This window comes from Aeromonas sp. DNRA1 (assembly GCF_963888745.1).
GTDB lineage: Bacteria > Pseudomonadota > Gammaproteobacteria > Enterobacterales > Aeromonadaceae > Aeromonas > Aeromonas hydrophila.
Map to the genome: position 1 here is coordinate 703265 of NZ_CAWPKQ010000002.1, position 21421 is coordinate 724685.

Genomic DNA, 21421 nt, shown 5'->3' on the forward strand with positions numbered 1-21421 from the left:
GCCTTGACGCCTAGCTTCAAGGCTTTGATTTTATATGTAAATTTTAGTGGCATGGAAATTGAATAAGCTGACTCAGTCGCCAGTTTGAGGTCAGCTTTATGACAGCCCAGCCGCAGGATACCCCGCTCCAGTCTCACGAGGTGAGCCAGCTTTACGCCATCTTCACGGCGTTGCCCACCGGTGTCTTGCTGCTCGACGGCGAGGGCCGGATCACCCGCGCCAACCCGGCCGCCAAGGCGCTGCTGGGGGAGCCGCTGGAAGGCCAGGCCTGGCGCCAGATCATCGACCGCTGTTTCCAGCCCCGCGAGGATGACGGCCACGAAATTTCCCTGCGCGATGGGCGCCGGGTCCAGCTGTCGACCCAGCCGCTGCCGGATCAGCCGGGCCAGCTGGTGTTCATCAACGATCTGACCGAAACCCGCCAGCTGCAAGATCGCATCAACCACATGAAGCGGTTGTCCGCCCTTGGCAACATGGCCGCCTCGTTGGCCCACCAGATCCGCACCCCGCTCTCCGCCGCCATGCTCTATGCCGCCAACCTGGCCAACCGCACCCTCAAACCTGAATCCCGCAGCCAGTTCCAGCAAAAGCTGATGGCGCGCCTGCAGGATCTCGAAAAACAGATCAGCGACATCCTGCTGTTTGCCCGCAACGGCGACAACCAGGTGGTGACCCCGACGTCGGTGCAGGGGTTGCTGGCCGAGGTGCAGGCCGGCGCCGAGGCATTTTGCAGCCAGCAGGGCTGTGAGCTGCACATGGAGGCGCCGGAGCCCGATCTCTGCCTGCTGGCCAACAGCAGCGCACTGGCGGGGGCGGTCAACAACCTCATTGCCAATGCCCAGCAGGCCGGCGCCACGTCGCTTCTGGTGAGCGCGGTGCGCAGCGGCACCCGGGTGGAGCTGCGCATTCTCGACAACGGCAAGGGGATGCCCGCTCACCTGCTGAGCCAAATTTTCGAACCCTTCTTCACCACCCGCTCCCAGGGCACCGGCCTTGGGCTGGCGGTGGTGCAATCCGTGGTCCGTGCCCATCAGGGCGAGGTCAGCGTGGCCTCGGTACCCGGCGAGGGAACCTGTTTTACCCTGTCGTTCCCCCTGCATCAGCAAGCGGTGCAGCTGGGGGGTGTAGCATGAGCGTCAGGCTCGTGGAAATGAATATTGCAGCGGCCAGGTTGGCTGTGGTGGGAGGTGTAGCATGACTCAGGCCCGGATCCTGGTAGTGGAAGATGACAATGGCCTGCGCGAAGCGCTGGTGGATACCCTGTTGCTCGGCGGTTATGAGTGCCGCGAGGTGGACAGTGGCGAGCGGGCTTTGCTGGCCCTGTCGCGCCAGAGTTTCGACATGGTGATCTCGGATATCCAGATGGGGGGCATGGATGGCCTGACCCTGCTGGCCAACATTCGTCAGCAATATCCCCAGGTGCCGGTGCTGTTGATGACCGCCTACGCCAACATCGACGGGGCTGTGCGCGCCATGCGCGAAGGCGCCATCGATTACCTGGCCAAGCCCTTCTCGCCCGAGGTGCTGCTCAATCAGGTCAGCCGTTATGTGCCGGCCCAGAAGGTGGAGAAGCGGGCCGTGGTTTACGGCGATCCCAAGACCGCCGAGCTGTTCCAGCTGGCGACCCGGGTGGCCAGAAGCGAAGCCACCGTGATGGTGACCGGTCCGAGCGGGACGGGCAAAGAGGTGCTGGCCCGCTACATCCACGACAACTCCAGCCGCGCCGAGCAGACCTTCGTCGCCATCAACTGCGCCGCCATTCCGGAAAACATGCTGGAGGCGACCCTGTTCGGCTACGAGAAGGGGGCCTTTACCGGCGCGGTACAGGGCTGTCCCGGCAAGTTCGAGCAGGCCCAGGGTGGCACTTTGCTGCTCGACGAGATCACCGAGATGGATCTGGGGCTGCAGGCCAAGCTGCTGCGGGTGCTGCAGGAGAAAGAGGTGGAGCGGCTTGGCAGCCGCAAGATGATCCCGCTCGACGTACGGGTCATCGCCACCAGCAACCGGGATCTGAAAAAAGCGGTGCAGGACGGCCTGTTTCGCGAGGATCTCTACTACCGCCTCAATGTCTTCCCGCTGCGCTGGACGGCGCTGTGGGAGCGTCCCGGTGACATACTGCCGCTGGCGGAGCACCTGCTGGCGCTGCATGCCGGCCAGCAGGGATTGCCGACGCCGCAGCTCACAGAACCCGCTCGCGAGCGGCTGCTGGCTCACCCCTGGCCCGGCAACGTGCGCGAGCTCGACAACGTGGTGCAGCGCGCCCTCATTCTGAGCCCCGACGGCCTCATCGGCTGCGAGCACCTGATCCTGGAAGAGGTGGAGGAAGAAGAGATCCGCCTTGTCGGCAGTGAGCGCAGCAGCGGCAGCGAACACCTGGGCAGCGAGCTCAAGCAGCAGGAGCACCAGATCATTCTCGACACCCTGCAGGATTGCAACGGCAGCCGCAAGGCGGTGGCCGACCGGCTCGGCATCAGCCCGCGCACCCTGCGCTACAAGCTGGCCCAGATGCGCGAGGCGGGGATCGATCTGCCGGCCTGAAGCCATTCCGAGCTCTGCTATGGGCCGCAGTGCGGGAGGCATCATGGTCTTGGCGGCCGGCCTCGATTATCATGGGGCTTCGGCGTTATGAGCCCGATTCCTGTCTGCAGCGCAGCACAGGGGTCGGCGCCTTTATAAGGGACCCCTATGATCTCTCATCGAAAACTCGAAACCGTACTCAACCATCTGCTCGAACCGCATGCCATCAAGGATTACTGCCCCAATGGCCTGCAGGTGGAGGGGCGTGAGCGCATTCGCAAGGTGGTGACCGGTGTCACCGCCAGCCAAGCCCTGATCGATGCGGCCGTGGCCGCCGATGCTGACGCCATCCTGGTTCATCACGGCTACTTCTGGAGCGGTGAGCCGGCCCAGATCACCGGTATGAAACAGCGCCGCATCAAGACCCTCTTGACCCACGACATCAACCTGTTTGCCTACCACCTGCCGCTGGACGTGCATCCCGAGGTGGGCAACAACGCCCAGCTCGCCAAGCTGCTCGACATCAAGGTGCGTCGTGGCCTCGAGCCCTGGAACAGCAAGAGCGTCGCCATGGTGGGCAAGCTGGAAGAGCCCATGACCGGCAGCGATTTTGCCAAGCTGATTGCCGAGCGGCTCGGCCGTGAGCCGCTCCATTGCGGCGACAGCGGCCCCGAGCTTATCCGCTCCGTGGCCTGGTGCACCGGCGGCGGTCAGAGCTACATCAATCTGGCGGCGGAGCAGGGCATCGATGCCTTTATTTCCGGTGAAGCCTCCGAGCAGACCATCCATACCGCCCGCGAGATGGGGATGCACTTCTACGCCGCCGGTCACCACGCCACCGAACGTTACGGCGTCAAGGCGCTGGGGGAGTGGCTGGCGACGGTGCACGGGCTGGATGTGACCTTTATCGATATCGACAATCCGGTGTAGGTTCGATTAGCCGCATAGCGGGGTCATCGGACGTGGCCGCAGGGCTGGTAGATAGAAATAACAAGGGAGGCTTGGGCCTCCCTTGTTGCATTTTATTACTGCGGTTAGCGGTTACTCGCTGGCATAGCCTGCCGGGCCAAGCTGCATGCCATCGAGCAAGGCAGACCCTGCACGCATCTGCAAGCGTCCTTCACAGAACCACTGCACCACCAGCGGGTAGATGCTGTGTTCCTGCACCTGTACCCGGGCCGCCACCTCGCCGGCATCATCCTCTTCGAAGATGGGGACGCGCGCCTGCAGGATCACCGGGCCGCCATCCAGCTCTTCGGTGACGAAGTGGACGCTGGCGCCATGCTCGTCATCACCGGCGTCGATGGCGCGCTGGTGGGTGTGCAGCCCCTGATATTTCGGTAGCAGGGAGGGGTGGATATTGATCATCCGTCCGGCGAAGTGACGTACCAGGTCAGCACTCAGGATCCGCATAAACCCGGCCAGTACCACCAGATCGGGCTGATAGTCCACCATCTGCGCCAACAGAGCCGCGTCATACTCCTCCCGGCTGGCAAACTGCTGCTGGGCGAGGATGGCGGTGGCCACCCCCGCCTCTTTGGCACGCACCAGACCATAGGCATCGGCCTTGTTGCTGATGACGCCGACCACCTGACCGGCAATCTTGCCGCCAGCACAGCCGTCAAGGATGGTCTGCAGGTTGCTGCCGTTGCCGGAGATCAGCACCAGGATGCGTTTCATGGGGGTGGTCATTTGGCTGTTGATCCGGTCATTCATTGAATGATGACCTGCTCCTCACCATTGGCCGCCTTGGCGATATGGCCGATATGCCAGGCGTTCTCGCCTTCGGCCTTGAGCAGGGTCAGGGCTTTTTCCAGCTGATCCGCCGGCAGGGCGATGATCATGCCGACACCGCAGTTGAAGGTGCGGTACATCTCGTGGCGGGTGACGTTGCCAGCCTGCTGCAGCCAGCTGAACACTGCCGGCCACTGCCAGCTCTGCTCGTCGATCACCGCCTGGGTGTTGGCGGGCAGCACGCGCGGGATGTTCTCCCAGAAGCCGCCACCGGTGATGTGGGACAGGGCGTGGATCTCGCACTCCTTGATGAGCTTGAGCACGGGTTTCACGTAGATGCGGGTCGGCTCCAGCAGGGCATTGGCCAGGGTGGTATCACCCAGCGGCTGCTGCACGTCGGCCTTGGAGACTTCCAGAATCTTGCGCACCAGCGAGAAACCGTTGGAGTGGGGGCCGCTGGCGGCCAGGGCGATCAGGGCATCTCCTTCGCCGACCTTGCTGCCGTCGATGATCTCGCTCTTTTCCACCACACCGACGCAGAAACCGGCGATGTCGTAGTCTTCCCCTTCATACATGCCCGGCATCTCGGCGGTCTCGCCGCCCACCAGGGCGCAACCGGACTGCTCGCAGCCGGCACCGATGCCGGTGACCACAGCCGCGGCGGTGTCGACGTCCAGCTTGCCGGTGGCATAGTAGTCGAGGAAGAAGAGGGGCTCGGCGCCTTGCACGATCAGGTCATTGACGCACATGGCCACCAGATCGATGCCGACGGTGTCGTGCTTCTTCAGGTCGATGGCGAGGCGAAGCTTGGTGCCCACCCCGTCGGTGCCGGAGACCAGCACCGGCTCCTTGTAGCCCGCAGGGATTTGACACAAGGCCCCAAAGCCGCCAAGACCACCAAGGACTTCAGGACGACGAGTGCGTTTTGACACGCCCTTGATACGTTCAACCAGTGCATTGCCGGCATCGATATCCACGCCAGCATCCTTGTAGCTCAGTGAGGTTTTGTCAGTCACGCGTATTCCCCGTCATATAAAGAAGTGGAGGGTAAAATTCGGGGCGTATTCTAACAGTGGCGGTGAAAAACCAGAAAGGAAATCGTTTGCGCGTTTTTGCGCGGAAATGCTCTACAAGCGGCGGCTTTTGTTGTATGATTCCGCGATTTTTTTGCGGCAGTTAGAGGAGATAATAATGAAAGTCGTTGAAGTCAAACACCCCCTGGTCAAGCACAAGATCGGTCTGATGCGTGAAGGCGATATCAGCACCAAGCGTTTCCGTGAACTGGCCAAGGAAGTGGGCAGTTTGTTGACCTACGAAGCGACCTCTGACTTCGAAACCGAGAAGGTTACCATCGATGGCTGGAATGGGCCAGTGGAAGTTGACCAGATCAAGGGCAAGAAGGTCACCGTCGTGCCCATCCTGCGTGCTGGTCTGGGCATGATGGATGGCGTGCTGGAGCACATGCCGAGTGCCCGCGTCAGCGTGGTCGGCATCTACCGCGACGAAGAGACCCTGCAGCCGGTTCCCTACTTCGAGAAGATCGTCAGCAACATCGAAGAGCGTCTGGCGCTGGTCATCGACCCCATGCTGGCTACCGGCGGCTCCATGATTGCCACCATCGACCTGCTCAAGAAGAAGGGCTGCCAGTCCATCAAGGTGCTGGTGCTGGTTGCCGCGCCGGAAGGCATCAAGGCGCTGGAAGCCGCTCACCCGGACGTGGAGCTGTTCTGCGCCTCCATCGACCAGGGCCTGAACGAGAAAGGCTACATTGTCCCGGGTCTGGGCGACGCCGGCGACAAGATCTTCGGCACCAAGTAAGCCTCGAGCGCCTCATCGCGCGCCAGCAGGCGCGCAAACGGAGCCGGCACCCCGCCGGCTCCGCTGTTTCTCCCGCCCCGGCTTGCTGCCATGCGCGCCTTGCCGCTACCATAAGCACCATCTCCCATTTCGAGACTCCTCTCATGCTCAAACGTGTTGTGACCGCCCTCTGCTGCGGCTTGTCATTCATGGTGTCGGCCGCCCAAGTGACCGATCTCTATCAGGGCAAGGCGCCCACCAGCGGCGACATGGCGGCGGCTCAGTCCCAGGCCCTGGGCGAGGTGCTGATCAAGGTGACCGGCAAGCGTGACATCTTGACCCAGCCGGCGGTGGTCAAGGCGCTGGCGACCCCCGGCGAGTTCGTGCAGCACTACGGTTATCAGGACGTGGGGCCGGTGAAGTTTCTCAAGGCCGATTTCGATGTGGCCAAGGTCAATGCCCTGGTGGCCGAGAGCAAGTTCGCCCTGCTGGGCCCGGCTCGGCCACAAGTGGCTATCTGGCTGGTGATCAATGAAGGGGAGCGGCGCATTCTGCCGGATCAGTCCAATGATGGCTGGGCCGCCGCCCTGCGTACCCAGGCCCAAGCGATGGGGCTGCCGGTCAGCATTCCGCTGATGGACTTGGACGACAACATGGCGGTCAACGCCACCGATGTCTGGGGCCGTTTTGCCGACCCCATCCTCAAGGCGAGCCAGCGCTATGGCGCCGAGATGGTGGTGCTGGGCAAGCTGACGCCCGATGGCAAGGAGGAGGGCAAGTGGAGCATCGACTGGAGCCTTTATGGGGCCAAGGCCGGCGATGAGCTGAGCGAACTGACCAAGGGTGAGGGCGCCGGCACCCAGGCCGAGGTGGCGCAGACGTTCGCCGATGCCCTGGCTGGCTGGCTGGTGCAGAACTACGGGGCGCGTATCTCGGGTGTCGCCTCCAGCCAGACACTGGTGGTGGAGGGATTGTCCGGCATCGATGGCATGATCACGGTGCAGAAGATGCTGCAGGGGATGGCCAGCGTCACCAAGGTGGAGATTGGCAAACTGGAGGGGGACAAGGTGACCTTCAACCTGAGCCTGCAAGGGGACAAGGCCGAGCTCATTCGCGGACTGCAGCTCGAGAGCCGGTTGCGCCAGCTGGCGGATACCCCCGAGGGGTTGAGCTATCAATGGTCGCAGCCCTGATCCTGGCGAGGATCCTGACCGGCTGGTCGCGCACAACCAGCGTGGGCCCAGGGTGCGTTTTTTCGCGCCGGCCAAGGAGTAGCCGCTTTCGTTAGCAATGGTCGCAGCCTGGATCCTTTATGAGGATCCACACCGCCCGGCATCGTCCGGGCGGTTCTCTATCCGCCTTGGCGATGATACACTTGCCCGCAAATGTCACAGTCAAAGCCCAACGAGTGAAGCAACCGGCCCAACTGTCTTTAGCCGTACAACTACCGGATGATGAAACCTTCGTCAGTTTTTATCCCGGCAACAATGCTCATCTGATCACCGCCCTCAAAAATGCGGCCATTGGTCAGGGCTCACCTTTCCTCTATTTCTGGGGGGCCAAGGGATCGGGCCGCTCCCATCTGCTGCACGCTACCTGCGCCGAGGTCAATGCCCGCGACGCCGCAGCCGCTTATCTCTCCCTCGATCAGTTCGAACAGCTGGATCCCAGCATGCTCGACGCCCTCGAAAGCTTGCCGCTGGTCTGTCTCGACAGCCTGGAGGCGATCGCCGGCAATGCGCTGTGGGAGCGGGCCCTGTTCGATTTTTACAACCGTTGGCAGGAGAAGGGCGAAGGCACCCTGGTGGTGACCGGTTGCAGCGCGCCACGCAAACTGGGGCTGCAACTGCCGGATCTCGCCTCCCGCCTCGACTGGGGAGTTAGCTTCCACCTCGACGAGCTGGACGATGAAGGCAAGCTCAGTGCCCTGCAGCTGCGTGCCGAGCTGCGGGGCTTCAAACTGCCCATCGACGTGGGCCGCTTCCTGCTCAACCGCCTCTCGCGCGACATGCGCACCCTGCTCACCACTCTCAATCAGCTCGACAACGCCTCCTTTCGCGCTAAGCGCAAGCTGACCATCCCCTTTGTCAAAGAGATCCTCGAGCTCTGAGCCCTGCGGGTGTGCTTGAGCGCGAGCAGCGCCGAGGCAATGAATAAAAAGAAACCCCGGTCAGTGGCCGGGGTTTTGCTATCTCAAGGACTCTCTCAAAGAGTTTTGCCTATCAGTGGAACTGATCTTCTTCGGTGGAGCCGGTCAGCGCGGTCACCGAGGACTGGCCGCCCTGAATGACAGTGGTGACTTTGTCGAAGTAACCGGTACCCACTTCCTGCTGGTGTGCCACGAAGGTGTAACCCCGCTCGGCAGCGGCGAATTCCGGCTGCTGCACCATTTCGACATAGTGCTTCATCCCTTCGCCACGGGCGTACTGGTAGGCCAGCTCGTACATGTGGAACCACATGTTGTGGATACCCGCCAGGGTGATGAACTGGTACTTGTAGCCCATGTCTGACAGCTCCTGCTGGAAGCGGGCGATGGTGGCATCGTCCAGGTTCTTCTTCCAGTTGAAGCTTGGCGAGCAGTTGTAGGCCAGGATCTTGTCCGGGTACTGGGCCTTGATGGCTTCGGCAAACTTGCGCGCCTCGTCCAGATCCGGCTTGGCGGTTTCGCACCACACCATGTCGGCGTAAGGGGCATACGCCAGACCGCGGGAGATGGCCTGTTCGATACCGGCCTGTACCTTGTAGAAGCCTTCTGAGGTGCGTTCACCGGTCAGGAAGCCAGCATCGTACGGATCGGCGTCTGTGGTCAGCAGGTCGGCGGCGTTGGCGTCGGTACGGGCGATCACCAGGGTGGTGGTGCCGCAGACGTCGGCTGCCAGACGGGCCGCGATGAGCTTCTGCACCGCTTCCTGGCTCGGTACCAGCACCTTGCCACCCATGTGGCCGCACTTCTTGACGGAAGCGAGCTGATCTTCGAAGTGCACGCCGGCGGCGCCCGCTTCAATCATCCCCTTCATCAGCTCGAAGGCGTTCAGCACGCCGCCGAAACCGGCTTCGGCATCCGCTACTATGGGCAGGAAGTAGTCGATGAAGCCCTTGTCCTGCGGGCCCACCTTGTTGGCCCACTGGATCTGGTCGGCACGGGCGAAGGAGTTGTTGATGCGCTCCACCACGGACGGCACCGAGTTGGCCGGGTAGAGGGACTGATCCGGGTACATGGTGGAGGAGAGGTTGTTGTCCGCCGCCACCTGCCAGCCGGAGAGGTAAATTGCCTCGATGCCCGCCTTGGCCTGTTGCACCGCCTGACCGCCGGTCAGCGCGCCGAGGCAGTTTACATAGCCTTTCTTGGCGCCGCCGTGGATCAATTCCCACAGCTTGTCGGCACCGCGCTGGGCCAGGGTGTGCACCGGTTGCAGGCTGCCACGCAGGTTTACCACGTCTTCGGCGCTGTAGCCGCGCTTGATCCCTTTCCAGCGGGGGTTTTCCGCCCAGTCTTTCTCGATAGCCTGGATCTGTTGCTCACGGGTCAGTGCCATATCAGTTCCCTCTTTCATTGATTTCACGTTTCCATTGACTTGTTATTGGCGAGCCCCGCTGGGGAGGCCCGTAGTTCAGAGCCGCTCGTAGCCGGGCAGCGTCAGAAAATCGATCAGAGTATCGGCGCAGGTGATCTGTTCCATCAGTTCGCTCGCCTCGGCGAAGCGGCCTGCCTGCCAGCGCTCGGCCCCCACTTCGGCTTTGATCACCTCCTGCTCCTCGGCCAGCATCTGGCGGAACAGATCTTTGGTTACTACCTTGCCATTCGACAGGCTCTTGCCGTGGCGGATCCACTGCCAGATGGAGGTGCGGGAGATCTCGGCGGTGGCGGCGTCTTCCATCAGACCGTAGATGGGCACACAGCCATTGCCGTTGATCCAGGCTTCCAGATATTGCAGCGCCACCCGGATGTTGGTGCGCATGCCTGCCTCGGTGCGTTCGCCCTCACAGGGAGCCAGCAGCTCGGCGGCGGTGATGGGGGCATCTTGCTCGCGCAGCACGCCGATCTGGTTGCTGGCGCCAGCCGGGATGGCGGCGTTGAACACCGCCATGGCGGTATCGGCGAGACCGGGGTGGGCGACCCAGGTACCGTCGTGGCCGTTGTTGGCTTCACGCTCTTTATCAGCCTTCACCTTGGCAAATACCTGTTCATTCACGGCAGGATCTTTCGCCGGGATAAAGGCCGCCATGCCTCCCATCGCCAGCGCGCCGCGCTTGTGGCAAGTCTTGATCAGCAGCCGCGAATAGGCGGAGAGGAAGGGTTTGTCCATGGTCACCACCTGACGATCCGGCAGGACCCTATCGGGGTGATTCTTCAAGGTCTTGATGTAGCTGAAGATGTAATCCCAGCGGCCGCAGTTGAGGGCGACGATGTGATCCTTCATCTGATAGAGCAGCTCATCCATCTCAAACACCGCTGGCAGGGTTTCGATCAGCACGGTGGCCTTGATGGTGCCGCGGGGCAGGCCGAATTTGTCCTCGGTCCAGGCGAACACTTCGCTCCACCAGCGCCCTTCCAGATGGCTCTGCAGCTTGGGTACGTAGAAGTAGGGGCCGGAGCCCTTGGCCAGCAGCGCCTGATAGTTGTGCAAGAAGTAGAGAGCGAAGTCGAACAGGCCGCCGGGAATGGGAGCTCCATCGAAGGTGACATGTTTTTCCGGCAGATGCAGACCGCGCACCCGGCAGATAAGCACGGCCGGATCGGCGTTCAGGGTATAAGCCTTCCCTTCCGGGCTGGTGTAGGAGACGGTGCCGTTGACCGCATCGCGCAGGTTGATCTGACCTTCGATCACCTTGTTCCAGGCGGGAGCCAGTGAATCCTCGAAGTCCGCCATGAATACCTTGACGTTGGCGTTGAGGGCGTTGATCACCATCTTGCGCTCGACCGGGCCGGTGATCTCCACGCGGCGATCTTGCAGGTCGGCGGGAATGCCGCGCACCGTCCAGTCCCCGGCGCGGATGTGGGCGGTTTCAGGCAGAAAATCGGGCAGCTCACCGCCGTCGATGCGGGCCTGGCGCGCCACACGTTGTTTCAACAATTCGTCCCGTTGGGGAGCAAAGCGTTCCACCAGTTCGGATACCAGGGCCACCGCATCCGGCGTCAGAATTTGCGCGTAATCGGGATGCGTCTCGCCCTGGATGCGCAGACGAGCGCTGCAGTGGGTCTGGGCCGGTGCCGACATAGGGTTCACTCCTTTGAGAATTACATTTTGAACTAATTAACTACGACTAAAGTCGATCTCTGTTTTTTCAAACTTCCCGTAACAACGGGGTAACACGATTCATAAGGTGCGAAATATTGCTCTATTCGTCAACAGGTTTTTTAAAACGCACGTTTTGGTCATGATATTAAGTGTATGTTTATAAATAACTTATATGATTAGCGTAAAAACTCTATGCAGATGGTTATGCTCTTGTTTTTCATCCCCTGCCGGTGGCGGATGGTGAGGGGGGATAGGGATGCAGGGGTGTAAGTTATTACGTAATAAAATTACAAATGCAAAAACAAATCCCGACCTAACTCCAAGCTTCTAAAAAACACACGTATGAAATGAAAGATGTAAACCCAGTAGGCATGTAACTCCTGCTAGCGTTAAGGAGAGAACGTTTGTTTAAAACTGAAATGACCAAAAGGGGTCGAATGGGATCTGGTCGGCAGAAGAGGAGAAAGTGAGGTGCAATAACGTAGGTTTGTATCACTTGGGTTGATGAGGAGCCCGGGGGCGGGGAGGGGATGTAGCAGTGGATATGACTGTTGTTGTTTATTTATTCAGCATTTTATTGTTATTTGTGTCAGCGGGCCATCCTGGCCCTCAAAGGAGGTAAAACGGGACGCCATTTCCAGTGCCACTGCCATTTTCTCCCGGTAGTTGAAGAGCGGCATGTCTGCGCCGTCGGCTCAGTAATCATCGTCCGGGGCCGCCAGATCGACGACATCGAGTCGCACCACCGGGCCGTGTTCGGTCGCATACTGATTGGTTGCCGACTCGGTAGCCGGTTGGGGCAGAGGGGCGTACTCGGGCTGTGTTTCAACTGCTTTGGTCATGGTTGCTTGCCTCATTGATTGCAAGCCGGTCGGTGACTCCATCACCCGCGCTCCCACCTCCCTGTTTGAACTGCCGGCGGAAAAGTTGCGTATCCTAGCGGGACTCTTGAAAGGTTTCAAGCGGTTCTGAATGAAATTTGTACCACAACTGTGTGGCGACTCTGCGACAGGCTCGCTCAGGAAGAGCATTCAGAGGGTCGACTGATGCGCTACAACAGTTGTGGCGGAAATATACAGAAGCAAAAAAATAGCCCAGTCGTGAGACTGGGCTATTTTCGGGGAAATTGGTCGGTGTGAGAGGATTCGAACCTCCGACCCTCTACACCCCATGCAGATGCGCTACCTGGCTGCGCTACACACCGACGAGATCAGTTCGAGCTGACGGAGGGAAGTCTAATGATCTGAGCAAATGGGTGCAACTCCTTTTTTATCAGGGAGATGCTGACTGCTTCTTTATTGTGCAGGCAAGATGCGACTTGGGGCTGTGGCGCAGATTTGGCATAATCGCCGCCCCGTATTGCCGGGGAGCCCGTCATCATGCTGCTTGGCTGCGCTACCCGGTTGCGGCCAATGAGCAGCAGGCAATCAAGCTGCAAGTGCATCGCCGGCAACCCGTCACAGAGAGGAACCAGGGTGTGAAACCATCAGACGTCACAGAATCAGTGAGCCAGCGCGAGCAGGATGAACGCTGGATGCGCCATGCCATGGCGTTGGCCGAAAGGGCGGAGGGGATCGGCGAGATCCCGGTCGGGGCCGTGCTGGTGCTGGGTGACGAGATCGTGGGGGAGGGATGGAACCGCTCCATCAGCGAGAACGATGCCTGTGCCCATGCCGAAGTGATGGCGATCCGGGCCGCCGGCGTTCGGCTGCAAAACTACCGTCTGCTCGATACCACCCTCTATGTCACTCTGGAGCCCTGCTGCATGTGCGCCGGTGCCCTTATCCACAGCCGGGTCAAGCGGGTGGTCTACGGTGCCCGTGACCTCAAGACCGGCGCGGCGGGCTCGGTGTTCGAGATCCTGCAGGACCCGCGCCACAACCACGGGGTCGAACTGACCGGCGGTGTGCTGGCCGATGCCTGCTCGGCCCAGCTGTCGGATTTCTTTCGGCGGCGGCGCGCCGAGAAAAAGGCCGCCAGATTGGCACTGCAACAAAGCGGTGGCCCCGCTGACTGAGAACGGCGAAGTCGGCGAGGCCGCCTTCGTGCTTTATACTTTCCTATATCTTTTTATAAAACAGATGGTTGGCAATGCTGTCTGCCAGCGGGTCCTGGTCTGAATCCCCCTTCAAAATAACCTCTTCCCAGAGGGCCTTGATGTAACAAAACTGTCATGCAACCGCCATATAATGCCGCCAAGCCTAGCTCACATTGAGGTTTTGCATGTCATCGGAATCGTTGCACCTGGTTATGGCGGGGAGCAGAAAGCGCCGTATCAAGGATAAGTTGGCCAAGTACGGGGTGACCACGGGCGGAGCCCTGGTACTGGTCGCCCTGTTGCTTATTTTCTTCTATCTGCTCTATGTGGTGAAACCCATCTTCAATGGCGCCTCCATGGAGCCGACCGCATCGTTTACCCTGCCCATTCAGGGCAAGACCGCCTGGCTCGGGGTGGAGGAGCAGAACGAGATCGGCTATCGCTTCAGCGACCAGGGTCAGGTCAACTTCTTTGCCGTCCAGAATGATGGCAAGGTCAAGGTGGGCCAGTCGCTCGGTCAGGCACAGGTAAAGGGTGACATCACCGCCGTCGCGCCGCCGTCGCCGGGCCAGAAGCTGATGGCCTACGGTTTTGCCGACGGCAAGGCCCAGGTGGTGCAGCCCGCTTTCAAGGTCTCCTATCCCAACGACGTGCGGGTCATCGAACCCAGTCTGCAGTACCCCTTCGGCGAAGAGCCGGTCGTGGTGGACCCTGCGGGCAAGGCGTTGTCGCTGATGGTATTTGAAGCCACCAAGGACAAGATGGCCACCGCGGCCGTGACCGCCGATGGTCGCGGCGTCATGATGGTGATGAGCGGCGAGGAGAACTTCCTCTCCGGCGAAGTCGAGTGGAGCGCCCAGAACTACAGCATCCCCTCCCTGCCGCGCCACGTGGATCAGATGTTGCTGACCCCCAACCTGCGCATCCTGTTCGTGCGCGAGGGCAATCGCCTCTCGGTCTATGACATCCACAACCTGAACGACATCTCCCTGCGCAACGTGCTGGAGATCAACGCCCCCAACGCCAACGTGACCCGGGTCGAGCTGCTCTCCGGCGCCTCCTCCCTGCTGGTGGGCAACGACAATGGCGTCATCTCCCAGTGGTTCGAAGTGGCCCGGGATGGCAAGCGCCAGTTCACCCAGATCCGCGACTTCAAGGGCGATGGTGCCGTGGCGCAGCTGACCCCCGAACATTTTCGCAAGGGCTTCATCAGTGCCGACAAGAGCGGCACCATCAGCTTCTTCCACGCCACCGGCGAAACCAAGCTGCTGAGCGAGAAAGTGGAGGGCGGTCCGCTGGCTGCGCTGGCCATCTCCCCCCGTCACAACGTGCTGCTGATGCAGCAGGGGGATGCCTTCAAGCTGTTTGCGGTGGAGAACGAGCACCCCGAGGTGACCTGGTCGGCGCTCTGGCAACAGGTGTGGTATGAAGGCTACCCCGAGCCTCAGTACGTCTGGCAGTCCACCTCCGCCAGCAACGACTTCGAAGCCAAGCTGAGCCTGGTCCCGCTGGTGTTCGGCACCCTCAAGGCCTCCTTCTATGCCATGGTGTTTGCGGTGCCGCTCGGTGTCGCCGGCGCCATCTACACCGCCTACTTCATGTCGGCGGGGCTGCGCAAATACGTCAAGCCGACGGTGGAGATCATGGCGGCCCTGCCGACCGTTATCCTCGGCTTCCTGGCCGGTCTGTGGCTCGCTCCCATCATCGAGGGGGCGCTGCCCGGCGTGGTGCTGCTGCTGATCCTGCTGCCGATGGGGATGCTGCTGACCGCCTTGGTGTGGAACTACCTGCCGGAGCGCGGCAAGGCCTGGTTGCCGGAAGGGTGGCACGCCATCCTGCTGATCCCGGTACTGCTGCTGATTGGCTGGGGCGCCTTCGCGGTGAGCCCGCTCATCGAGAACGCCTTCATGCACGGTGACTCGCGCATCTGGCTGACCCACGACATGGGCATCAAGTTTGACCAGCGCAACTCCCTGGTGGTCGGCATCGCCATGGGCTTTGCGGTCATTCCCACCATCTTCTCCATCGCCGAAGACGCCGTCTTCTCGGTGCCCAAGCACCTCACCCAGGGCTCCCTGGCCCTCGGTGCCACCCCGTGGCAGACCTTGAGCCGGGTGGTGATCCTCACCGCCAGCCCGGGCATCTTCTCGGCGGTGATGATGGGCCTTGGCCGCGCCGTGGGCGAGACCATGATAGTGCTGATGGCCACTGGCAATACCCCCATCATGGACTTCTCCATGTTCCAGGGGCTGCGCACCCTGGCCGCCAACATCGCGGTGGAGATGCCGGAATCGGAAGTGGGCAGCTCTCACTATCGGGTACTGTTCCTCGCCGCCTTCGTGCTGTTCGTGTTCACCTTCTTGTTCAATACCCTGGCCGAGTTCATCCGTCAGCGGTTGCGTGAAAAATACAGCTCCCTGTGATGGGCTGCTCTGTAAGGATCGAGGAATCGACAATGGGTAAGTGGTTTAAATCGGGGGCCCCCTGGATCTGGATGACCGGCGGCGCCGTCAGCCTGAGTCTGGTAGCGGTACTGGGTCTGCTGCTGCTGATCGGCTGGCGTGGTCTGGTCTACTTCTGGCCCCACCCCATCTATGAGTGGCAATTGGAAGACGCCCAGGGCAACAAGAGCGTGCTGATCGGCGAAATCAACGACCGCGAGCTGGTGCCGGTCGAGCGGCTGCGGGCCGCCGGCCTGCCGCTGGCAGGGGAGGAGCGCGAGCTGCTGACCCGCTATCTGGTCAAGACCGGCAACCGCGAGTTTGTCGACCTGGACTTCCGCTGGGTGCTGGAGACCGACATCAAGTCCCAGAGCCTGCCGGCGGAGCTGGCCATGGTGGAGCGTGCCACCAACGGCAACTTCTACGGCTATATCGTCGCGGTGAAAGAGGATGGCCGCGAGCTCACCTCGGATCTGCATCCTGCCCTGCAGCGGGTGCTGGCGCGGGCCAACGGCCTCTCCGAACAGGCCGACGATCTGCAAAAAGGGGACATCGGCAGCATCAACTATCAACTGGAGCGACTGCGCCTCAAAGAGCGCAAGGCCGAGCTGGACGACAAGCTGACCGATCAGCTTAAAGCTGAGCTGGCGAGCGAGCGTCAGGCCCTCAACGATCGTTATCAGGTGCTGGAGAAGGAGCTCTTCTCCCTGCGTGCCCAGGCGGACAGAGACAGCATCACGGTCAAGGACATGCGTGGCGAACTGGTGACCATGCCCATGTCCAAGGTGCTGGACGTGGTGTGGCCCAACGACATGAGCCTGCTGGCCAAGGTGGGTTACTGGTTCCACCAGATCGGCAAGTTCGTCTCCGACGATCCGCGCGAGGCCAACACCGAGGGCGGGGTGTTCCCGGCCATCTTCGGTACCGTCTTCATGGTGTTCCTGATGGCGATCATCGTGACTCCGCTGGGGGTCATCGCAGCGGTCTACCTGCACGAGTACGCGGGCAAGAACAGCCTGACCAAGATCATTCGCATCGCGGTGATCAACCTGGCGGGCGTGCCCTCCATCGTGTACGGCGTGTTCGGTCTGGGCTTCTTCGTCTACACCCTCGGTGGTTCGCTGGACCAGCTGTTCTATCCGGAAGCGCTGCCGAGCCCGACCTTCGGCTCCCCTGGCGTCATCTGGTCGGCGCTGACCCTGGCCATCCTGACCCTGCCGGTGGTGATCGTCTCCACCGAAGAGGGGCTGGCCCGGATCCCGAGCACCATCCGTCAGGGGTCCCTCGCGCTGGGGGCTACCCAGGCCGAGACCCTGTGGCGCATCGTGCTGCCCATGGCAAGCCCGGCCATCATGACCGGCCTCATCCTGGCCATCGCCCGCGCGGCCGGTGAAGTGGCGCCGCTGATGCTGGTGGGGGTGGTGAAACTGGCGCCGACCCTGCCGATGGACGGCAACTTCCCGTATCTGCACGTGGAGCGCAAGTTCATGCACCTGGGCTTCCACATCTATGACGTCGGCTTCCAGAGCCCCAACGTCGAGGCGGCGCGTCCCCTGGTCTACGCCACATCCTTCCTGCTGGTGACGGTGATCGTCGGCCTCAACCTGACGGCCATCGGTATCCGCAACCACTTGCGTGAGAAATTCCGGTCGCTGGAACATTGATAGACCAGCCACTACAGAGATGGGCAGGGAACTGGGTTCCCTGCCAGCCAAGCGTTCCGGCCGCGGGCAATGAGAGTGCCCGCCGCCACCGACAGATTTTGAGGTAACAGATGATCAACGTAACGACCGCAGCGACCCAGCATACCGCGACCGACCTGCTCAACCTGAGCCCGGAGCAGACCGCGCTGGAGGTGAAGGATCTCAACCTGTACTACGGCAACAAACAGGCGCTGTTCAACGTCAACATGAAGATCCCCAAGGGCCAGGTCACCGCCTTTATCGGCCCCTCCGGCTGCGGCAAGTCCACCCTGCTGCGCTGCATCAACCGGATGAACGACCTGGTGGAGATCTGCCGCATCGAGGGCGAAATTCAGCTGCACGGTCACAACATCTACGACAAGAGCGTCGATGTCTCCGCTCTGCGCCGTCAGGTGGGCATGGTGTTCCAGCGCCCCAACCCCTTCCCCAAGTCCATCTACGAGAACGTGGTCTATGGCCTGCGCCTGCAGGGCATCAACGACAGACGCACCCTGGACGAGGCGGCCGAGCGCTCCCTGCGCGGCGCGGCCCTGTGGGACGAGGTGAAGGATCGCCTGCACGACAACGCCTTCGGCCTCTCCGGCGGTCAGCAGCAGCGGCTGGTGATTGCCCGTGCCATCGCCATCGAGCCGGAAGTGCTGCTGCTCGATGAACCGACCTCGGCACTCGACCCGATTTCAACCCTCACCATCGAGGAGCTGATCAACGAGCTCAAGAGCCAGTTCACCGTGGTGATAGTCACCCACAACATGCAACAGGCGGCGCGGGTCTCGGATCAGACCGCCTTCATGTACATGGGCGAGCTCATCGAGTACTCGGACACCAACACCATCTTCACCACCCCGGCCAAGAAGAAGACCGAAGACTACATCACCGGTCGTTACGGCTAAGGGATGCTGGCGATGGAGATGAGCAAGATGAGCATCAACAAACAGATTACCCGTCAGTTCAACGACTAAGGCATACTCGGAGCATCAAGGATTATTGGTATGGACAATATGAACCTCAACAAACACATCTCCGGTCAGTTCAATGCCGAGCTCGAGAGCGTGCGCAACCAGGTGCTGGTGATGGGCGGGCTGGTGGAGCAGCAGCTGACCGACGCCATCGCGGCGATCCACGATCAGGATCTGGACGCGGCGCGCAAGATCGTCGCCAACGACCACAAGGTGAACGCCATGGAAGTGGCGATCGACGAGGAGTGCACCCGCATCATCGCCAAGCGCCAGCCCACCGCCTCCGACCTGCGACTGGTGATGGCCATCATCAAGACCATCACCGATCTCGAGCGCATCGGCGATGTGGCGGACAAGATCGCCCGCATGCTGACCGACAACGCCAACAAGCCGCAGCCGCCGCTGGTGTCGCTGGAGAACATGGGCCGCCGCACCATCAAGATGCTGCACGACGTGCTGGACGCCTTCGCCCGCATGGATCTGGACGCGGCCCTGGCGGTCTACAAGGAAGATGACAAGGTGGACCGCGAATACGAGTCCATCATTCGCGAGCTGATGACCTACATGATGGAAGATCCGCGCACCATACCGCAGGTACTCAACGTGCTGTGGGCGGCGCGGGCCATCGAGCGGGTGGGGGATCGCTGCCAGCACATCTGCGAGTACATCGTCTATTACGTCAAGGGCAAGGACGTGCGCCACACCAAGGCGGACGATCTGGGCACCCTGCTGGGGAAAGGGTGAGTCTGAGATGAATAAAAAGGCGCTTTGAGCGCCTTTTTTGTTGCCTTTTTAGTCAGTGCAAGATATCGCCACCCGCTTGGCGCTTTTCTGCTAGAATATGCCCCCTGTGTGAGTCCCGGATTGACTCACGGTCCGGTCTCCCGGACCCAGTTTGCCGTCTTGTGCTAAGGCGGGTGTAGCAATAGGTTAATCATGAGTTTTGCCGATAGTTTATTTTTTCTGATGCTGCTGGTTGCCGGCAGCGTGTTCTTCTCTCTCTCCGAGATCTCCCTCGCCGCCTCCCGCAAGATCAAGTTGCAGGTGATGGCCGATGAGGGCAACCGCCATGCCGAAAAGGTGCTGGCACTGCAGGCCCAGCCGGGCAACTTCTTTACCGTGGTGCAGATCGGACTCAACACCGTCGCCATCCTGGGCGGTATCCTGGGCGAGTCTGCCCTGAACCCGGCCATCAAGGCGTTTATCTCCGAGTTCTATCAGGGGCCCTGGCTTGGCGAGATCAGCTCGGCAGCCTCCTTCGTGTTCGTCACCGGCATGTTCATCCTGATCGCCGATCTGATGCCCAAGCGGCTGGCCATGACCATGCCGGAGCGGATCGCCGTGGTGGTGGTGCGCCCCATGCTGCTGTGCGTCACCCTGCTGATGCCGCTGGTGTGGCTGTTCAACGGCATGGCCAACGGCCTGTTCCGGCTGATGCGCATCTCCATGGTGCGCAACGACGAGATCACCTCCGACGATATCTATGCGGTGATGGACGCGGGTGCCGAGGCGGGTGTCATCCAGCGCGAGGAGCATCAGCTCATCGAGAACGTGTTCGAGCTGCAGTCCCTCGGTGTCACCTCCGCCATGACCGCGCGCGAGAGCCTCATCTACTTCACCCTGCAAGAGGGCGAGGAGAGCATCAAGGCCAAGATCGCCGAGCATCCCCACAACAAGTTCCTGGTGTGTGACCACAACCTCGACAGCATCAAGGGCTTCGTCGACTCCAAGGAGCTGCTGATCCGGGTCATCAGCGGCCAGAGCATCGATCTCAACAGCGGCTCGCTGGTGCAGAACGTCATCATCATCCCCGATACCCTCAACCTCTACGAGGCGATGGAGTACTTCAAGAACCACAGGGGCGACTTTGCCGTGGTGATGAACGAGTACGCCCTGGTGGTGGGGATCGTCACCATGAACGACCTGATGAGCACCGTCATGGGTGAGTGGGCTACCCACGTTGTGGAAGAGCAGATCGTGCAGCGGGACGAGAACTCCTGGCTGGTGGACGGGGTGACCCCCATCTCCGACGTGATGCGCGCCTTCGACATCGAGGAGTTCCCGGAAAACCAGAATTATGAAACCATCGCTGGCTTCATCATGTACATGCTGCGCAAGATCCCCAAGCGAACCGATTCGGTCAAATATGCCGGTTACAAGTTCGAAGTGGTGGACATCGATAGCTACAAGATTGACCAACTGCTGGTCACCCGGGTCGAGCCCACGCCGGCCGAGAAACCCGCTCAGGAATCGTAAAAGGAGCTAGTTAGCAATCATGAAGATGCAGTCTCATTCCCGTGCGCTGGCCTGTGTGGCGCTCGCCTTGGCACTCGGTGCCTGCAGCCAGAGCGCTCCGCGCAAGGCCACCACAGTCGCCAAACCGGCAGCCCCCAAGGCGGCTGTAGTCGTGCCGCAGCAGGATCCAGATGCGGTGGTGCAAAGCGCCGTGGCGGAGCCGAGTCCGGTGTTCGACGAGGAATATCACGGTCCGGATCAAGGATCGCTCGAGTCGGTGACCGCCCTGTTTGCCCGTGGCTACATCGAATCGGCCATGCGCGAGACCATGCTGGCGGCGGTGCACAGCGACTACCCGCTGCTCAGCATGCGGGACGTACGCCTGACCGATCCGGTGGCCAAGTTCCTCACCTCCGCCCAGGCACGCACCACGGCTCACGACTACCTCTATGCCGGGGTGCAGCGCCGATTGGGCCGCCCGCTCAGCCCCGCCCAGTGGGAGCAGATCTGGCAGGGATATCCCCAGCAGGGTCGGGTTTCCGACTGGGTCAAGCAGACCAAGCGGGTACTGGCCGGGCGTTGAGCCGCCAGATCATCTGTTGCCACAAGAGGCCACCTTAGGGTGGCCTCTTGTCGTTTCTCATCCCGGAGTTGAGCCTTCAACAGCCATACCTCCCTTCCTTTGCCGTTATCTCCCTGAGCTTGTTCGGATTTGTTCGTAGCACCCGATTGCCTCTTGTTCTACTTTGGGTCATGATGA

Annotated in this window: 18 protein-coding genes and 1 tRNA gene; 13 read left to right on the top strand and 6 right to left on the bottom strand. The window is 61.1% G+C overall.

The features are described 5' to 3' along the window. Positions 1-98 precede the first annotated feature (98 nt). From AACQ43_RS09215 to AACQ43_RS09225, 3 genes are all read left to right on the top strand, one after another. Complete coding sequence (locus AACQ43_RS09215) at positions 99-1133, top strand: sensor histidine kinase (protein ID WP_024944839.1); 1035 nt, start codon at positions 99-101, stop codon at positions 1131-1133. A gap of 61 nt (positions 1134-1194) precedes the next feature. Beyond that, on the top strand, positions 1195-2538 hold the full coding sequence (locus AACQ43_RS09220; protein ID WP_011706626.1) for a sigma-54-dependent transcriptional regulator: 1344 nt from the start codon (positions 1195-1197) through the stop codon (positions 2536-2538). Between the two features lie 147 nt (positions 2539-2685). Beyond that, positions 2686-3447, top strand: coding sequence for a Nif3-like dinuclear metal center hexameric protein (locus AACQ43_RS09225; protein WP_168967046.1), 762 nt, complete (start codon positions 2686-2688; stop codon positions 3445-3447). A gap of 111 nt (positions 3448-3558) precedes the next feature. Here AACQ43_RS09225 and purN read toward each other — a convergent pair whose 3' ends face one another. Together purN and purM are read right to left on the bottom strand one after the other, a co-directional pair. Beyond that, on the bottom strand, positions 3559-4197 hold the full coding sequence (purN, locus tag AACQ43_RS09230; protein WP_168967047.1) for a phosphoribosylglycinamide formyltransferase: 639 nt from the start codon (positions 4195-4197) through the stop codon (positions 3559-3561). A 32-nt stretch (positions 4198-4229) separates the two neighbouring features. Then, positions 4230-5267: a phosphoribosylformylglycinamidine cyclo-ligase gene (purM, locus tag AACQ43_RS09235; protein ID WP_168967048.1), complete on the bottom strand. Its 1038-nt coding sequence runs from the start codon at positions 5265-5267 to the stop codon at positions 4230-4232. A 175-nt stretch (positions 5268-5442) separates the two neighbouring features. Between purM and upp the strand changes: the two genes are divergently transcribed. The 3 genes from upp (at position 5443) to hda (ending at position 8158) form a co-directional block, all read left to right on the top strand. Beyond that, positions 5443-6069 carry a uracil phosphoribosyltransferase gene (gene upp, locus AACQ43_RS09240; RefSeq protein WP_005302745.1) on the top strand — a complete coding sequence of 209 codons (627 nt, stop codon included), beginning with the start codon at positions 5443-5445 and terminating at the stop codon, positions 6067-6069. A gap of 143 nt (positions 6070-6212) precedes the next feature. Further along, a complete protein-coding gene (locus tag AACQ43_RS09245) occupies positions 6213-7241 on the top strand; it encodes a DUF2066 domain-containing protein (RefSeq protein WP_168967049.1) in 1029 nt (342 codons plus the stop codon). Positions 7242-7456: 215 nt separating this feature from the next. Continuing rightward, positions 7457-8158, top strand: a complete 702-nt coding sequence (gene hda, locus AACQ43_RS09250) for a DnaA inactivator Hda (RefSeq protein WP_016351307.1) — start codon at positions 7457-7459, stop codon at positions 8156-8158. A gap of 112 nt (positions 8159-8270) precedes the next feature. Here hda and aceA read toward each other — a convergent pair whose 3' ends face one another. From aceA to AACQ43_RS09270, 4 genes are all read right to left on the bottom strand, one after another. Then, the gene (gene aceA, locus AACQ43_RS09255) at positions 8271-9584 is read right to left on the bottom strand and encodes an isocitrate lyase (RefSeq protein WP_011706620.1); all 1314 of its coding nucleotides are present in this window, start codon (positions 9582-9584) and stop codon (positions 8271-8273) included. Between the two features lie 75 nt (positions 9585-9659). Then, positions 9660-11267 carry a malate synthase A gene (gene aceB / locus AACQ43_RS09260; protein WP_168967050.1) on the bottom strand — a complete coding sequence of 536 codons (1608 nt, stop codon included), beginning with the start codon at positions 11265-11267 and terminating at the stop codon, positions 9660-9662. Between the two features lie 716 nt (positions 11268-11983). Beyond that, positions 11984-12130 carry a hypothetical protein gene (locus tag AACQ43_RS09265; protein ID WP_162837656.1) on the bottom strand — a complete coding sequence of 49 codons (147 nt, stop codon included), beginning with the start codon at positions 12128-12130 and terminating at the stop codon, positions 11984-11986. A 285-nt stretch (positions 12131-12415) separates the two neighbouring features. Next, positions 12416-12492, bottom strand: a tRNA-Pro gene (locus AACQ43_RS09270). A gap of 273 nt (positions 12493-12765) precedes the next feature. Here AACQ43_RS09270 and tadA point away from each other — a divergent pair. The 7 genes from tadA (at position 12766) to AACQ43_RS09305 (ending at position 21244) form a co-directional block, all read left to right on the top strand. Further along, on the top strand, positions 12766-13305 hold the full coding sequence (tadA, locus tag AACQ43_RS09275; protein ID WP_168967051.1) for a tRNA adenosine(34) deaminase TadA: 540 nt from the start codon (positions 12766-12768) through the stop codon (positions 13303-13305). 206 nt (positions 13306-13511) lie between these two features. After that, positions 13512-15749, top strand: coding sequence for an ABC transporter permease subunit (locus tag AACQ43_RS09280; RefSeq protein WP_168967052.1), 2238 nt, complete (start codon positions 13512-13514; stop codon positions 15747-15749). A 32-nt stretch (positions 15750-15781) separates the two neighbouring features. Further along, the gene (gene pstA / locus AACQ43_RS09285) at positions 15782-17431 is read left to right on the top strand and encodes a phosphate ABC transporter permease PstA (protein WP_168967053.1); all 1650 of its coding nucleotides are present in this window, start codon (positions 15782-15784) and stop codon (positions 17429-17431) included. Positions 17432-17541: 110 nt separating this feature from the next. Next, positions 17542-18360, top strand: coding sequence for a phosphate ABC transporter ATP-binding protein PstB (pstB, locus tag AACQ43_RS09290; RefSeq protein ID WP_005302736.1), 819 nt, complete (start codon positions 17542-17544; stop codon positions 18358-18360). Positions 18361-18459: 99 nt separating this feature from the next. Further along, positions 18460-19170 (top strand): phosphate signaling complex protein PhoU, encoded by a 711-nt coding sequence (gene phoU / locus AACQ43_RS09295; protein ID WP_005334097.1) that lies wholly within the window; start codon positions 18460-18462, stop codon positions 19168-19170. Positions 19171-19362: 192 nt separating this feature from the next. Continuing rightward, a complete protein-coding gene (locus AACQ43_RS09300; protein ID WP_146062136.1) occupies positions 19363-20682 on the top strand; it encodes a hemolysin family protein in 1320 nt (439 codons plus the stop codon). 19 nt (positions 20683-20701) lie between these two features. Beyond that, positions 20702-21244, top strand: a complete 543-nt coding sequence (locus AACQ43_RS09305; protein WP_168967054.1) for a hypothetical protein — start codon at positions 20702-20704, stop codon at positions 21242-21244. The last annotated feature ends 177 nt before the right edge of the window (positions 21245-21421 follow it).